Origin of the sequence: Streptomyces sp. NPDC035033, assembly GCF_040636735.1 — a bacterium.
GTDB lineage: Bacteria > Actinomycetota > Actinomycetes > Streptomycetales > Streptomycetaceae > Streptomyces.
The window spans coordinates 1-14,646 of record NZ_JBEZUZ010000097.1 but is presented as its reverse complement, the minus strand read 5'-3'; the positions used below and the strand labels follow the sequence as shown (position 1 = coordinate 14,646).

The window sequence follows — 14,646 nt, the reverse complement described above, 5'->3', positions numbered from 1 at the left end:
GTGGAGATCCTACGAATGGGCCAGTGATTCTTTGCCGGACCGTCGACCTTCGGCCATGGCGCGCGAACTCTTGTCCGGACGTTTACCGGCCAGTAGCCTTCGCGGAGTTGACCGTACTGTCGGTAACAGGCGAATCCAGGGGGTGGCCGAGGTGGCCCGCAGACCGATCGCTCTCGTCACGGCCGTCGTCCTCCTCGTGGAGGCGCCCGCGATCGTCGGACTCAACGCGCTCATGGCCCGCTTCGTGGAGATCCAGTCGATGTCCCTCGACGGCCTCGACCCCGACCACATGGTCACCGGCACCTGGGCCCTCGGCGTCGCCTCCGGCCTCGCCCTCGCGCTCTGCGGCCTCGTCGCCCTCCTCGCGGGCCTCCGCGACCGCCGCCCCGGCCGGTTCGGCCGGGGACTGCTCATCGGCTGCGCGGTCGTCCACGCCCTCCTCGGCGCGGTCGCGGTCGGCCTGATCGGCTGGGGCGCCTTCGCCTTCCTCATGACCGTCGTCGGGCTCGTGGTGCTCACCCTGGTGGCGTACGGGAAGGAGCCGGGCGCCGCCGAGGAGGCCGGCGGCCCGGAGGGGAACGGCGCCCCGGAGCGGGCCGGCGGTCCCGGGGCGGCGGGGGCCGCGACGGCCTGACGGGGGCTCAGGCCCAGAGCTCGGTGATCCCCACGTCCAGCTTGGCCAGGAGCCGGCGCAGCAGCGGCAGCGACAGGCCGATCACGTTGCCCGGGTCGCCGTCGATGCCCTCGATGAACGGCGCCGACCGGCCGTCCAGCGTGAACGCGCCCGCCACGTGCAGCGGTTCGCCGCTCGCCACGTACGCCGCGATCTCCTCGTCGGTCGGCTCGCCGAACCGCACCACCGTCGAGGCCGTCGCCGACTCGTACCGCTTGGCCGTCGTGTCGTAGACGCAGTGGCCCGTCTGGAGGATGCCGACCCTGCCGCGCATCTCCCGCCAGCGGGCGGTGGCCTCGGCCGCGTCGGCGGGCTTGCCCAGCGCCTTCCCGTCCAGCTCCAGGACCGAGTCGCAGCCGATCACAAGTGCACCGCTCGCCTCCGGGCGGGCCGCGACGTGCGCCGCCTTGGCCTCCGCGAGCGTCAGCGCGAGCTCCGCCGGGGTCGGGGCGTGGACCTTGTCCTCGTCCACGCCGCTGACGATCACCTCGGGGGCGAGGCCGGCCTGGCGGAGCAGACCGAGCCGGGCGGGGGAGGCGGAGGCGAGGACGAGGCGGCGCGGGGCGCCGGCCGGGTGATCAGCAGTCATGGGGGCAGCGTACTCAGCGCGCGCCCATCACGAGCATCAGGACGACCATGGCCAGCGCCAGGAGCACACCCGATCTGCGCATCATCGCCTGCGCCTCGCGCAGGAACTTCGGCGGCTTGTTCTCGGGGTCGGACCACAGCATGCCGTCGATCCTGCCGCCGGGGCGGCCGGGGCGCCTGAGTACGGATACTCAAGCCTCCCCGGGCGGCGCCCTCAGCCGGCGTACGCGCCCGCCGCGGCGGCGGCCAGGGCGGCCGTGACGGCCCGTTCGGCGTCGGCCTCGGTCAGCTCCTCGTGGGTGACGGCGAAGCGGTAGTAGAGCGGTGCCGAGACCGCCCGCAGCAGCTCCAGCGGGTCGGTGCCGGGGGGCAGTTCGCCGCGGGCCTCCGCCCGCCGCGCGACGGGGGCCCACGCGGCCAGCCGGGTGCGGTAGAAGCCGTTCAGCGCCCGGGCGCACTCCCCGTCGCAGGCGGCGGCCGCGATGACGGCCCGGAAGACGGCGCCCATCCGGGGGTCGGTGAGGGTCTCCCGCACGAGGGCGGCGTTGGCCCGCAGGTCGCCCGCGAGGCTGCCGGTGTCGGCGGCCGGCACGGACTGCTCGGCCATGTCGGCCAGGAGGTCCGCGACCAGGCCGACGGGGGAGCCCCAGCGGCGGTAGACGGTGGTCTTGCCGACGCCCGCGGCGGCGGCGATCCGGTCCAGGTTCAGGGTGTGGAAGCCGCCGGCGGCGAGCGCCTCCCCGGTGGCGTCGAGGACCGCCCGGCGCACCTTGGCGGTACGGCCTCCGGGGCGCTGGGTGCCGGGTACGGCCGACGGGGCCGGCGTCCCGCTGCTCTCGCTCAAATGGGTCTCCTGTTCCGTTAAGTAGCTTCGGTCTGCTACGGTCTCGTTCATCTTAACGGAACCAGTCTCCCATTAAGGGGTCCGCCATGGTTGCCCTCGACGCCCCGCCCGCTCCGGCCCCGCGCCCGCGCACGGACGGCCGGACACGGCTCGTCCTCGTCGTCCTCCTCGTCGCCCAGTTCATGCTCGCCGTCGACTTCTCGATCCTGAACGTCGCCCTGCCCGTCATCGGCGAGGGACTCGGCTTCACCCTCGGCGGCCTCCAGTGGATCGCCACCGCCTTCGCCCTCGCCGCCGCCGGCTTCACCCTCCTCTTCGGCCGCCTCGCCGACCTCCTCGGCCGCCGCCGCGTCTTCCTCGCCGGCATGGCCGTCCTCGGCGCCGCCTCCCTCGCCGGCGGCCTCGCCACCACCCCCGAACTCCTCATGGCCGCCCGCGTCGCCCAGGGGCTCGCCACCGCCGCCGTCACCCCCGCCGGCCTCTCCCTCCTCACCTCCGCCTTCCCCGAGGGCCCGCTCCGCGACAGGGCCCTCGGCCTCAACGGCGCCCTGATGTCCGCCGGTTTCACCACGGGCGCCGTCCTCGGCGGCGTCCTCACCGACCTGCTCTCCTGGCGCTGGGCCTTCCTCATCAACGTGCCGGTCGCCCTCGCCGTCCTCCTCGTCGCCCCCGCCGTCCTCGAGGAGAGCCGCCCCGCCGTCCGGCCCCGGCTCGACGTGCCCGGCGCGGTCACCGTCACCGGCGGCCTCCTCGCCCTCGTCCACGGCCTCACCGCCGCCGGCGCCCACGGCTGGACCGACCCCGGCGCCCTCGTCGCCCTCGCCGCGGCCGCCGTCCTGCTCACCGCCTTCCCCTTCGTCGAGCGGCGCGCCGCCGCGCCCCTCGTCCCGCTCCGGGTCCTGCGGCGCCGCACCGTCGTCTGGGGCAACCTCGCCGGCCTCGCCGCCTTCGCCACCGAGACCTCGCTGGTCTTCCTGATGACCCTGCACCTCCAGGACGTGCTCGGCTTCTCCCCGCTCGCCGCCGGCCTCTCCTTCGGCGTCCTCGGCGCCGGCACCGTCCTCGGCGGCCTGCTCGCCCCCCGCTTCATCGGCCGCTTCTCGCCCCGCGCCGCCCTCGTCGCCGGCGGGCTCCTCCAGGCCGCCGCCACCCTCGCCCTCCTCGGCATCGGCGACGACCGGAGCACGTACGGACTGCTGCTCGCGGCCACCTTCGCCGGCGGCGTCGGCAACATGCTCGCCATCGTCGGCTTCATGGTCACCGCCACCTCGGGCCTGCCCGACGCCGAGCAGGGCATGGCCACCGGCATCGCCACCATGACCCAGCAGATCGGCATCACCCTCGGCACCCCGGTGATGAGCGCCGTCGTCGTCACCGCCGCCACCCTCCCGGACGGCATCGGCCGCGCGGTCCTCGTCAACGCGGCGCTCGTCCTCGTGGCCGCCCTCGTCCCGGCGCTCCTCCTGAAGCGCCGCTGACCGGGCACGGCGAAGACCAGGCCCCGCGCACGACGGGGCCGGCCTTCCCGCGGACACGGCGAAGGCCGGACCCCCCGCACAAGGGGTCCGGCCTTCCTCCACGTCGTGCCGCTCAGACCGGCCAGTAGGACCGGGCCCAGGCCCGCGGGCCCGGGCGGTGGCGCACCGAACGCGCGATCCGCGACGGGTCCGACCAGCCCTCCGGTACCGCCGGGCCGCCGCCGGAGGCGGCCGCCGCCGCCGCCGTGGCCGCGGCCCGGGCCTGGACCACCGCCAGTGCGGCGGCCAGCTCCTCGGGCGTCGGGTTGCCTCGTACGACCTTGATCATCGTGCTGTCCCTCCCGAGGGCTAGAGCGGGATGTTGCCGTGCTTCTTCGGAGGCAGGGATTCCCGCTTGGTCCGCAGCTGACGCAGGCCCTTCACGATCTGCGGGCGGGTGTCCGACGGCAGGATCACCCCGTCGATGTACCCGCGCTCGGCCGCGATGTACGGGTTGAGCAGGGTGTCCTCGTACTCCTGGATCAGCCGCGCCCGCACCGCCGCAGCTTCCTCGGCGTTCTCGCCGTTCGCCTCCGCCTCGGCGATCGTCCTGCGGTGCAGGATGTTGACCGCGCCCTGCGCGCCCATGACCGCGATCTGCGCCGTCGGCCACGCCAGGTTCAGGTCGGCGCCCAGGTGCTTGGAGCCCATGACGTCGTACGCGCCGCCGAACGCCTTGCGGGTGATGACCGTGATCAGCGGGACCGTCGCCTCGGCGTACGCGTAGATCAGCTTGGCGCCGCGCCGGATGATGCCGCCGTACTCCTGGTCCACGCCCGGCAGGAAGCCCGGCACGTCGACGAAGGTCAGGACCGGGATGTTGAAGGCGTCGCAGGTCCGCACGAACCGCGCGGCCTTCTCGCTCGCGTCGATGTCCAGGCAGCCCGCGAACTGCATCGGCTGGTTGGCGACGACGCCGACCGGGAAGCCCTCCACCCGGCCGAAGCCGGTCAGGATGTTCGGCGCGAACAGCGCCTGCGTCTCCAGGAACTCGCCGTCGTCCACGACGTGCTCGATGACCTTGTGCATGTCGTACGGCTGGTTCGCCGAGTCCGGGATCAGCGCGTCGAGCTCCAGGTCCTCGCCCGACACCTCGGTGTCCGCCGTCTCCGGGAAGGCCGGCGGCTCGGAGAGGTTGTTCGACGGCAGGTACGAGAGCAGCTGCTTCACGTACTCGATGGCGTCCTTCTCGTCCCCCGCCATGTGGTGCGCCACGCCCGAGGTCGCGTTGTGCGTCCGGGCGCCGCCCAGCTCCTCGAAGCCCACGTCCTCGCCGGTCACCGTCTTGATGACGTCCGGACCCGTGATGAACATGTGCGAGGTCTGGTCGACCATCACCGTGAAGTCGGTGATCGCGGGGGAGTACACCGCGCCGCCCGCGCACGGGCCCACGACCAGCGAGATCTGCGGGATCACGCCGGACGCGTGGGTGTTGCGGCGGAAGATCTCGCCGTACATGCCCAGCGCGCTCACGCCCTCCTGGATGCGGGCGCCGCCGGAGTCGTTGATGCCGACGACCGGGCAGCCGGTCTTCAGCGCGAAGTCCATCACCTTGATGATCTTCTGGCCGTACGTCTCGCCCAGCGCCCCGCCGAAGACCGTGAAGTCCTGCGAGAACACGGCGACCGGACGGCCGTCCACCGTGCCGTAGCCGGTGACGACGCCGTCGCCGTACGGACGGTTCTTCTCCAGGCCGAAGTTGGTGGACCGGTGCCGGGCCAGCTCGTCCAGCTCCACGAAGGAGCCCTCGTCGAGCAGCAGGGCGATCCGCTCGCGCGCGGTCAGCTTGCCCTTGGCGTGCTGCTTCTCCACCGCGCGCTCCGAGCCGGCGTGCGTGGCCTCGTCGATACGGCGCCTGAGGTCCGCGATCTTGCCCGCGGTCGTGTGAATGTCGATCTCGTACTGCTCTGCCGGCTCGGACATCGGGATGCGGCTCCCTGCCTGGTCACGGGGGGTTCGTTGACTGCGAATGGGCTACTGACGGCCTCTTGCCCCGTAGCGTATCGGCGCCGATACGGCTGCGCAGTGCGGTCTATCCCACACCTAGTCTGGCTTGCATGACGTCCTCCCACGCATCCGGCGGACCCTGGTCCGACCTCGAACGACCCCCGCTCAACGCCCGCGCCCTGCGCCAGGCCCTCCTCCTGCCGGACGGCCTGTGGACCTCCCTCGACGTGGTCCCCTCCACCGGCTCCACCAACTCCGACCTCGCCGCCCGCGCCGGCGAACTCCCCGAGGGGGCCGTCCTCGTCGCCGAGGAGCAGACCTCCGGACGCGGCCGGCTCGACCGCACCTGGAGCGCCCCCGCCCGCTCGGGACTCTTCCTCTCCGTGCTCCTCAAGCCGGACGTTCCCGCGCACCGGCTCGGCTGGCTGCCGCTGCTCACCGGCGTGGCCGCCGCCACCGGCCTGGTGAAGGCCGCCGGCGTCGACCTCTCCCTCAAGTGGCCCAACGACCTCCTGGTGTCGGTGAAGGGCGAGGAGCGCAAGGCCGGCGGCATCCTCGCCGAGCGGGCCGGCGGGGACGGCGTCGTCGTCGGCCTCGGCGTCAACGTCTCCCTGCGCGAGGACGAGCTGCCCGTCCCCGCCGCCGGTTCCCTCCTCCTCGCCGGGGCCGTCTCCACCGACCGCGACACCCTGCTGCGGGCCGTCCTGCGCTCCCTCGCCGACTGGTACGGCGCCTGGACGCGGGCCGGCGGCGACCCCGAGGCGTCCGGGATCCAGGCGGCCTACGCGGCCGGCTGCGCCACCCTCGGCCGCCGGGTCCGCGCCGACCTGCCGGGCGAGCGGATGCTGGAGGGCGAGGCCGTCGCGCTGGACGGCGACGGGCGCCTGGTCGTCGCCACCGAGGGCGGCGGCACGGAGGCGGTCGGCGCCGGCGACATCGTCCACCTGCGCGCGACGGACTGATCCCCCGGCCGTTCCGGCGTGAGCCAGCCCACACCTGTCGTATCGTGGAGCGCGATCCAGGCGAACAGATCGGCAGGACAGTGGGCAGCGGCAGGGAACGGGCAGGAGGCGGCCGGTGACCGTCGACGACGCGAACACGGGCGGCGAACGGGAGGAGCCCGAGCAGCCCGGGGCCGCCGGATCCGCCGAGCCCTCGGCGTACCCGACCCCCCACCACGCCGTCGACCACACGGCCGAGCCGACCGACGACCCGCTCGCCATCCGCCTCGAACAGCTCATCCTCGGCGCCGACCGCCGCTACACCCCCTTCCAGGCCGCCCGCACCGCGGGCGTCTCCATGGAGCTGGCCTCGCGCTTCTGGCGGGCCATGGGCTTCGCCGACATCGGCCAGGCCAAGGCGCTCACCGAGGCCGACGTGCTCGCCCTGCGGCGGCTCGCCGGCCTCGTCGAGGCGGGGCTGCTCAGCGAGCCGATGGCGGTGCAGGTGGCCCGCTCCACCGGGCAGACCACCGCCCGACTGGCCGAATGGCAGATCGACTCCTTCCTGGAGGGCCTGACCGAGCCGCCCGAGCCCGGCATGACCCGCACCGAGGTGACGTATCCCCTGGTCGAGCTGCTCCTGCCGGAACTGGAGGAGTTCCTCATCTACGTGTGGCGGCGGCAGCTCGCGGCCGCCACCGGCCGGGTCGTGCAGGCCGCGGACGACGAGGAGATGGTGGACCGCCGCCTCGCCGTCGGCTTCGCCGACCTCGTCGGCTTCACCCGCCTCACCCGCCGCCTGGAGGAGGAGGAACTCGGCGAACTGGTCGAGGCCTTCGAGACCACCTGCGCCGACCTGGTCGCCGCGCACGGCGGCCGGCTCATCAAGACCCTCGGCGACGAGGTGCTGTACGCGGCGGACGACGCCGGCATCGCCGCCGAGATCGCGCTCCGGCTGATCGAGACCCTCAGCCAGGACGAGACCATGCCGGCGCTCCGGGTCGGCATCGCCTTCGGCACCGTGACGACCCGGATGGGCGACGTCTTCGGCACCACCGTGAACCTGGCCAGCCGGCTCACCTCGATAGCGCCGAAGGACGCCGTGCTGGTGGACAGCGCCTTCGCCGAGGAGCTGACCCGCACCGGCGACGTGCCCGTCTCGGAGGCCGAGGCGGCGGAGGAGGCCGCCCGCGCCGAGAAGGAGGGCCGGACCCCCCGGGCGTACCGCTTCGCGCTCCAGCCCATGTGGCAGCGGTCGGTCCGCGGTCTCGGCGTCGTGGAGCCCTGGCTCCTGGGCCGCCGTCCGACCTAGGATCTCCCGGTGAACACCTGTTAACACCCGTTAACAGGTCCGAACCGGGAGGGTGTGCGGTCATGTCCGAGCAGCGCTTTGGTGAGTTCGTGGCGGTCCGGAAGGACGGTCACGTCGCGGAACTGGTCCTCGACCGGCCCAAGGCCATGAACGCGGTCTCCTCCGAGATGGCCCGCTCCATCGGCGCCGCCTGCGCCGCGCTCGCCGCCGACCGGGACGTCCGCGTCACCGTCCTGACCTCCTCGAACGACCGGGCCTTCTGCGTCGGCGCCGACCTCAAGGAGCGCAACTCCTTCACCGACGCCGACCTCGTCCGCCAGCGGCCCACCGCCCGCGCGGCCTACACCGGCGTCCTGGAGCTGCCCATGCCGGCCGTGGCGGCCGTGCACGGCTTCGCGCTCGGCGGCGGGTACGAGCTGGCGCTCTCCTGCGACCTGATCGTCGCCGACGCGACGACCGTCGTCGGCCTGCCCGAGGTCTCCGTCGGCGTCATCCCGGGCGGCGGCGGTACGCAGCTGCTGCCGCGCCGGGTGGGCGCCGCGCGCGCCGCCGAGCTGGTCTTCACGGCCCGCCGGGTGGAGGCCGCCGAGGCGGCGGAGCTGGGCCTGGTGGACCTGGTGGCGGAGGACGCCCGGACGGCCGCCCTGGAGCTCGCCGGACGCATCGCCGCGCACTCGCCGGTCGGCCTGCGGGCCGCGAAGAAGGCCATGCGGCTGGGGCAGGGCCTCGACCTGCGGGCCGGTCTGGAGGTCGAGGACGCGGCCTGGCGCTCGGTGGCCTTCTCCGGCGACCGCGCCGAGGGCGTCGCCGCCTTCAACGAGAAGCGGAAGCCGGAGTGGCCCGGCGAGTGACCGGGTGACCGAATGATTCGATTTTAGACGAAATGTCACTTTCTGTGACGTCTCGGAGGGGAAAACGGATCAAACATCCCTAAGCTGGAGAAATGGGAGAGGACGTGCGGCTGCGGGCCGTGGTGGCGCTGGCACAGGGGATGGCGGCGGCCCACACGCCGCGCGAGTTCTGGCGGGCCGCGGCGCTCGGGGCCTGCGCCGGACTGGGCGGGAGCTTCGGCGCCCTCTCGGTCTGGGAGCGGGACCACGGGCGGCTGCGGGTCCTCGTGAACGCCGGGGAGCGGGCGGTCGGCGAGGAGGAGTTCCCGGACGCGGAGACGTATCCGGTCCACCAGTTCCCCGAGATCACCGAGTTCCTGCACGAGCGGTGGACGGTGGGCGCCGGGCCGCACGCCTGGCTGGAGTCCGCCGACGCGCCCGTCGCCACCGGTCGCGTCCAGGGGCTGCGGCGGCGCGGCCGCTGCTGCTGCGTGGTCGCCCCGATCGTGCTGCACGGCCGGGCCTGGGGCGAGCTGTACGTGGCCCGGCCCGCCGGGGCGAAACCTTTCGCCGAGGCCGACGCGGACTTCGCCACCGTCCTCGCGGCGGTCGTCGCGGCCGGCATCGCCCAGGCCGAGCGCCTGGAGGAGGTCCGCAAGCTCGCCTTCACCGACCCGCTCACCGGCCTCGCCAACCGCCGCGCGGTCGACGCCCGCCTGGACGAGGCCATCGAGCGCTACCGCGCGGACGGCTCGGTCGTCAGCCTCGTCGTCTGCGACCTGAACGGCCTCAAGCGGGTCAACGACACCCACGGCCACGCCGTCGGCGACCGCCTCCTCGAACGCTTCGGCTCCGTCCTCTCCCGCTGCGGCGCCCGCCTCCCCGGCGCCCTCGCGGCCCGTCTCGGCGGCGACGAGTTCTGCCTCCTGACGGTCGGCCCGAGCGCCGACGAGGTGGTCGCTGCGGCGGAGGAGCTGTGCGTGCGCGCGGCCGAGCTGGAGCTGGGCGAGGGCGTGGCCTGCGGGGTCGCCTCCACCGGCGACCCCATCGGCCCCCTCAGGTCGGCCCGCCGCCTCTTCCGCCTCGCCGACGCCGCCCAGTACCGGGCCAAGGCCGCCCGCTCCGCGAAACCGGTGGTGGCCGGCCGGGACGGGACCGTCGTCCGGCTGGCCGACGCCCCGCCCGGCGGCCGCGACCGCCGCCGCTTCCGCGACGCCCCGACGGTGGAGCTCCCACCGGAACCGTAAGGGGCCGCCCCGGTGGGGGACGGTGACAGATTGCCTAGTGACAGGTCGGTCTTCAATCCGTAGGGTGCTGAATATGGATATGCAGACAGTCGTTCTCGGCACGTCCGGCACGACCCCGCAGGACGTCATCGCCGTCGCCCGCCACGGCGCCCGTGTCGAGCTGTCGGAGGAGGCCGTCGCGGCGCTCGCCGCCTCCCGCGCCGTCGTCGACGCGCTCGCCGCCAAGCCCGAGCCCGTCTACGGCGTCTCCACCGGCTTCGGCGCGCTCGCCACCCGGCACATCGACCACGAGCTGCGCGCGCAGCTCCAGCGGAACATCGTCCGCTCGCACGCCGCCGGCATGGGCCCGCGCGTCGAGCGCGAGGTCGTCCGCGCCCTGATGTTCCTGCGGCTCAAGACCGTCGCCTCCGGGCACACCGGCGTCCGCCCCGAGGTCGCGCGGACCATGGCCGACGTCCTCAACGCCGGCATCACCCCCGTCGTCCACGAGTACGGCTCCCTCGGCTGCTCCGGCGACCTCGCCCCGCTCTCCCACTGCGCCCTCGCGCTGATGGGCGAGGGCGACGCCGAGGGCCCCGACGGCACCGTGCGGCCCGCCGGCGACCTCCTCGCCGAGCACGGCATCGCGCCCGTCGAGCTCAAGGAGAAGGAGGGGCTCGCCCTCCTCAACGGCACCGACGGCATGCTCGGCATGCTGATCATGGCCCTCGCCGACCTCGACGTCCTCTACAAGTCGGCCGACGTCACCGCCGCGCTCTCGCTCGAAGCCCTCCTCGGCACCGAGAAGGTCCTCGAACCCGAGCTGCACGCCATCCGCCCCCACCCGGGCCAGGCCGCCTCCGCCGCCAACATGCTGGCCGTCCTCAAGGGCTCCGGCCTCACCGGCCACTTCCAGGCCGGCGAGGCCCCCCGTGTCCAGGACGCCTACTCGATCCGCTGCGCCCCGCAGGTCGCCGGCGCCGGCCGCGACACCATGGCCCACGCCCTGCTCGTCGCCGAGCGCGAACTGGCCGCCGCCGTCGACAACCCGGTCGTCCTCGGCAACGGCGAGGTCCGCTCCAACGGCAACTTCCACGGCGCGCCCGTCGCGTACGTCCTCGACTTCCTCGCCATCGCCGCCGCCGACCTCGGCTCCATCGCCGAGCGCCGCACCGACCGGCTCCTCGACAAGAACCGCAGCCACGGCCTGCCGCCGTTCCTCGCCGACGACGCCGGCGTCGACTCGGGCCTCATGATCGCCCAGTACACGCAGGCCGCCCTGGTCAGCGAGATGAAGCGGCTCGCCGTCCCGGCCTCCGCCGACTCCATCCCGTCCTCGGCGATGCAGGAGGACCACGTCTCCATGGGCTGGTCCGCCGCGCGGAAGCTGCGCACCGCCGTCGGCAACCTCGCCCGGATCATCGCGGTCGAGCTGTACGCCGCCACCCGCGGCATCGAGCTGCGCGAGGGCCTGACCCCCGCCCCCGCCTCGCGGGCCGCCATCGACGCGCTGCGCGCCGCCGGCGTCGCCGGCCCCGGCCCGGACCGCTTCCTCGCGCCCGACCTGGCCGCCGCCGACGCCTTCGTCCGCGAGGGCCGCCTGGTCGCCGCCGTCGAGCCGGTCACCGGCCCGCTGGCCTGACCCCCGCCGCACGGAGGGCCGCCCCGCCGGGGGCGGCCCCTGCGCACCGGCTCAGGAGGCGCGTCCGTGCCGGCGCATCGCCAGTGCCACGAACCCCGCGCCCACCCCGAGGAACCCCGTCCCGCCCAGCAGGTACGCGGTCGTGTCCGGCCCCGCCCCCGTGTCGGCCAGCCGGTCCCCGTGGCCGAGCGGCGCGGAGGTCCCGCTCCCGCCCGGCACGGCCGCCCCGGCCGGTCCGTCGGAGGCGTTCGCCGAGGGGACGAACCACAGGGCGCACAGCAGGGTCCCCGCCGCGGTGGCGGTCAGCAGGGTGCGTCGGGCGGCGGACACGTGGATCTCGTTCTCCCTCACGGAAAGCCCCGCGGACGGCGCGGGGGGAAACGCGGCGGGAAGCCCGCGGTGCGCAGATGCTAGTGAACCCAGCGGGTCGCGGGAAAGCCGGGCCCGGGCAGACCCTACGCTCCCAGCCATGAGCACCCCCGAAACCACCGACACCACCCGCCACGTCCGTCTCCGCGTCGACATCGTCCTGGAGATCGACGGACCGGCCGGCCTGACCGCCGCCGCCGAGGAGCGGATCGACAGCGACGAGTTCATGCCGGCCGAGGAGCGCGCCCACGCCCGCGCCGCTGTCCAGGAGGACCCCTCCGAGGCCCTCTCCTACCTCGTGGAGCCCTTCGACCTGGTCCGCGACCTGCCCGGCGTCGAGCTGGTCCAGGCCGCCTGGAGCAGCGAGGAGATCGAGTACGACCCCGATGCGATGGAGTGGGAGCTCGACGAGGAAGATGGGGCGGAGGAAGACGACGACCGGCCGTAGGGCGCGCTGACCGCCCTGCCCGCGGCCCCGGGACGGCGTCCCGGGGCCGCGGCGCGCCGGGGCGCGCCCGCCCGGGAACCGGACGCTCCGTACGGACGTGTCGAACAGTGGCGGTCAGTGGTCTTCCCCACAAACCCTCCGCTTCCGGAACCGGACGGGGTGTCATGGGCGTTCTGATGGATTGACAGGGAATCGGCGACGATGGAGAAGCGTGTGATGACGGTCGGCAAGCGGCGCAGGAGCCTGGTCGCGGCGGCGGCGGTGCTCAGCGGCGTACTCGTGCTCTCGGCGTGCAACGACGACGATGCGTCCGGTTCGGCGGCGTCCGGCTCCCCGACCGCCCCGTCACAGGCGCAGGTCGACGAGGCGGCCGAGCAGAAGACCTCCAAGGCGCAGATCACCATCTCGCCGGAGAACGGCGCGCAGAACGCCTCCATCAACAACGACGCCAAGGTCGCCGTCACCGAGGGCAAGCTCACCGAGGTCACCATGACCGCGGCGGACGGCACCGAGGTCGAGGGCGAGATAGCCGCGGACGGCCTCTCCTGGAAGCCGAGCGGCCAGCTGGAGCGCGCCACCGTCTACAAGATCGCCGCCACCGCCGTCGACGCGGCGGGCCTGGAGGCGCACGAGAACTCCTCCTTCACCACCGTGTCGAAGGAGAACAGCTTCATCGGCAACTTCACCCCCGAGGACGGCTCGACCGTCGGCGTGGGCATGCCGGTCTCGATCAACTTCAACAAGGCGATCACCGACAAGAAGGCCGTCCAGAGCGGCATCGAGGTCTCCTCCAGCTCCGGCCAGGAGGTCGTCGGGCACTGGTTCAACTCGACCCGCCTCGACTTCCGCCCGGACGACTACTGGAAGGCCGGCTCGACGGTCACCCTCAAGCTCGACCTCGACGGCGTCGAGGGCGCCGACGGCGTCTTCGGCGTCCAGCAGAAGACCGTCACCTTCAAGATCGGCCGCAGCCAGGTCTCCACCGTCGACGTCGCCGCCAAGACGATGACGGTCAAGCGCGACGGCAAGGTGATCCGCACCATCCCGATCTCCGCCGGCTCCCCGGAGAACACCACCTACAACGGCGAGATGGTGATCTCCGAGAAGTTCAAGGAGACCCGGATGAACGGCGCCACCGTCGGCTTCACCGACTCCGACGGCAAGGGCGAGTACGACATCAAGGACGTGCCGCACGCGATGCGCCTGTCCACCTCGGGCACCTTCATCCACGGCAACTACTGGGGCGCCCGCTCCATCTTCGGCAACGTCAACACCAGCCACGGCTGCATCGGCCTCGCCGACGTCAAGGGCGCCGGCGACCCCAACCAGGCCGCCGCCTGGTTCTACGACCAGTCGATCACCGGCGACGTCGTCATCGTCAAGAACTCCAAGGACAAGACGATCGCCCCCGACAACGGCCTCAACGGCTGGAACATGGACTGGTCGGCCTGGAAGGCCGGCTCGGCCCTCTGATCCGCGCGCGCCCCACGAGAAGGCCCCCTCCCGCACCGGGAGGGGGCCTTCTCGCCGTTCTTCTTCTTCCGCGCTACTCCGCCTTCGCCACGCCGATCGGGCAGGAGACGCCCGTGCCGCCGATGCCGCAGTAACCGGCCGGGTTCTTGTCCAGGTACTGCTGGTGGTAGCCCTCGGCCGGGTAGAAGGCGCGCTCGGCGGCCGGGAGGATCTGCGTGGTGATCTCGCCGTAGCCGGAGGCGGCCAGGACCTTCTGGTACGAGGCACGGGAGGCCTCCGCCGCCTCGGCCTGGGCGGGGGAGTGGGTGTAGACGGCGGAGCGGTACTGGGTGCCCACGTCGTTGCCCTGGCGGAAGCCCTGGGTCGGGTCGTGCGCCTCCCAGAAGACCTTCAGCAGCGTCTCGTACGACACCTTCGACGGGTCGAAGACGACCCGGACGACCTCGGTGTGCCCGGTGAGGCCCGAGCAGACCTCCTCGTACGTCGGGTTCGGGGTGTAGCCGCCCTGGTAGCCGACGAGCGTCGTCCAGACGCCGTCGGTCTGCCAGAACTTCCGCTCGGCGCCCCAGAAGCAGCCGAGCCCGAAGTCGGCGACCTCCAGGCCCTCCGGGTACGGGCCGAGCAGCGGGTTGCCGAGCACCGTGTGGCGCTCGGGAACGGAGAACTCCGGCTCCGGGCGGCCGCGCAGGGCCTGCTCCGGGGCGGGCAGGACGGGGGTGCGGGACAGGAACATGCGGCATCTCTCCTCGGCGGCGGGCGACAGTCCTCACAACGCGGCGGGCCCGGCGGGGGTTACCCCCCCGGCCCGCCCCGCCGGGCCCGGCCCCCCCGCCGGA

At 73.6% G+C, this 14,646-nt stretch carries 16 protein-coding genes; 9 read left to right on the top strand and 7 right to left on the bottom strand.

Annotated elements, in window-relative coordinates:
- The first annotated feature begins 151 nt into the window (after nt 1–151).
- Entirely contained in the window at nt 152–634 is a 483-nt protein-coding gene (locus AB0E83_RS29530; protein WP_362118441.1) for a hypothetical protein, read from the top strand.
- 7 nt (nt 635–641) lie between these two features.
- Here the strand turns inward: AB0E83_RS29530 and AB0E83_RS29525 are convergent, their stop codons facing one another.
- The 3 genes from AB0E83_RS29525 to AB0E83_RS29515 form a co-directional block, all read right to left on the bottom strand.
- Entirely contained in the window at nt 642–1,262 is a 621-nt protein-coding gene (locus AB0E83_RS29525; RefSeq protein ID WP_362118438.1) for a nucleoside triphosphate pyrophosphatase, read from the bottom strand.
- Between the two features lie 13 nt (nt 1,263–1,275).
- Nucleotides 1,276–1,404, bottom strand: a complete 129-nt coding sequence (locus AB0E83_RS29520) for a hypothetical protein (protein ID WP_362118435.1) — start codon at nt 1,402–1,404, stop codon at nt 1,276–1,278.
- 71 nt (nt 1,405–1,475) lie between these two features.
- A complete protein-coding gene (locus tag AB0E83_RS29515; RefSeq protein ID WP_362118432.1) occupies nt 1,476–2,156 on the bottom strand; it encodes a TetR/AcrR family transcriptional regulator in 681 nt (226 codons plus the stop codon).
- 35 nt (nt 2,157–2,191) lie between these two features.
- Between AB0E83_RS29515 and AB0E83_RS29510 the strand changes: the two genes are divergently transcribed.
- The gene (locus AB0E83_RS29510) at nt 2,192–3,583 is read left to right on the top strand and encodes an MFS transporter (RefSeq protein ID WP_362118429.1); all 1,392 of its coding nucleotides are present in this window, start codon (nt 2,192–2,194) and stop codon (nt 3,581–3,583) included.
- Nucleotides 3,584–3,695: 112 nt separating this feature from the next.
- Here AB0E83_RS29510 and AB0E83_RS29505 read toward each other — a convergent pair whose 3' ends face one another.
- Nucleotides 3,696–3,911 (bottom strand): acyl-CoA carboxylase epsilon subunit, encoded by a 216-nt coding sequence (locus AB0E83_RS29505; protein WP_362118427.1) that lies wholly within the window; start codon nt 3,909–3,911, stop codon nt 3,696–3,698.
- Nucleotides 3,912–3,931: 20 nt separating this feature from the next.
- Nucleotides 3,932–5,545, bottom strand: a complete 1,614-nt coding sequence (locus tag AB0E83_RS29500) for an acyl-CoA carboxylase subunit beta (protein ID WP_362118425.1) — start codon at nt 5,543–5,545, stop codon at nt 3,932–3,934.
- Nucleotides 5,546–5,679: 134 nt separating this feature from the next.
- Here AB0E83_RS29500 and AB0E83_RS29495 point away from each other — a divergent pair, with 134 nt between their 5' ends.
- The 5 genes from AB0E83_RS29495 (at nt 5,680) to hutH (ending at nt 11,520) form a co-directional block, all read left to right on the top strand.
- A complete protein-coding gene (locus tag AB0E83_RS29495) occupies nt 5,680–6,531 on the top strand; it encodes a biotin--[acetyl-CoA-carboxylase] ligase (protein ID WP_362118423.1) in 852 nt (283 codons plus the stop codon).
- A 115-nt stretch (nt 6,532–6,646) separates the two neighbouring features.
- On the top strand, nt 6,647–7,822 hold the full coding sequence (locus AB0E83_RS29490; RefSeq protein WP_362118420.1) for an adenylate/guanylate cyclase domain-containing protein: 1,176 nt from the start codon (nt 6,647–6,649) through the stop codon (nt 7,820–7,822).
- Nucleotides 7,823–7,884: 62 nt separating this feature from the next.
- Nucleotides 7,885–8,673 (top strand): enoyl-CoA hydratase-related protein, encoded by a 789-nt coding sequence (locus AB0E83_RS29485; RefSeq protein ID WP_362118417.1) that lies wholly within the window; start codon nt 7,885–7,887, stop codon nt 8,671–8,673.
- A 92-nt stretch (nt 8,674–8,765) separates the two neighbouring features.
- Nucleotides 8,766–9,899: a GGDEF domain-containing protein gene (locus AB0E83_RS29480; protein ID WP_362118414.1), complete on the top strand. Its 1,134-nt coding sequence runs from the start codon at nt 8,766–8,768 to the stop codon at nt 9,897–9,899.
- Between the two features lie 79 nt (nt 9,900–9,978).
- The gene (hutH, locus tag AB0E83_RS29475; RefSeq protein WP_362118472.1) at nt 9,979–11,520 is read left to right on the top strand and encodes a histidine ammonia-lyase; all 1,542 of its coding nucleotides are present in this window, start codon (nt 9,979–9,981) and stop codon (nt 11,518–11,520) included.
- A gap of 51 nt (nt 11,521–11,571) precedes the next feature.
- Here hutH and AB0E83_RS29470 read toward each other — a convergent pair whose 3' ends face one another.
- On the bottom strand, nt 11,572–11,850 hold the full coding sequence (locus tag AB0E83_RS29470; protein WP_362118411.1) for a hypothetical protein: 279 nt from the start codon (nt 11,848–11,850) through the stop codon (nt 11,572–11,574).
- Nucleotides 11,851–11,989: 139 nt separating this feature from the next.
- Here AB0E83_RS29470 and AB0E83_RS29465 point away from each other — a divergent pair, with 139 nt between their 5' ends.
- Together AB0E83_RS29465 and AB0E83_RS29460 are read left to right on the top strand one after the other, a co-directional pair.
- Nucleotides 11,990–12,337: a hypothetical protein gene (locus AB0E83_RS29465; protein ID WP_362118408.1), complete on the top strand. Its 348-nt coding sequence runs from the start codon at nt 11,990–11,992 to the stop codon at nt 12,335–12,337.
- 201 nt (nt 12,338–12,538) lie between these two features.
- Nucleotides 12,539–13,810 carry an Ig-like domain-containing protein gene (locus AB0E83_RS29460; protein WP_362118405.1) on the top strand — a complete coding sequence of 424 codons (1,272 nt, stop codon included), beginning with the start codon at nt 12,539–12,541 and terminating at the stop codon, nt 13,808–13,810.
- A gap of 73 nt (nt 13,811–13,883) precedes the next feature.
- Here the strand turns inward: AB0E83_RS29460 and msrA are convergent, their stop codons facing one another.
- Nucleotides 13,884–14,543, bottom strand: a complete 660-nt coding sequence (gene msrA / locus AB0E83_RS29455) for a peptide-methionine (S)-S-oxide reductase MsrA (RefSeq protein ID WP_362118402.1) — start codon at nt 14,541–14,543, stop codon at nt 13,884–13,886.
- Between the last annotated feature and the right edge of the window lie 103 nt (nt 14,544–14,646).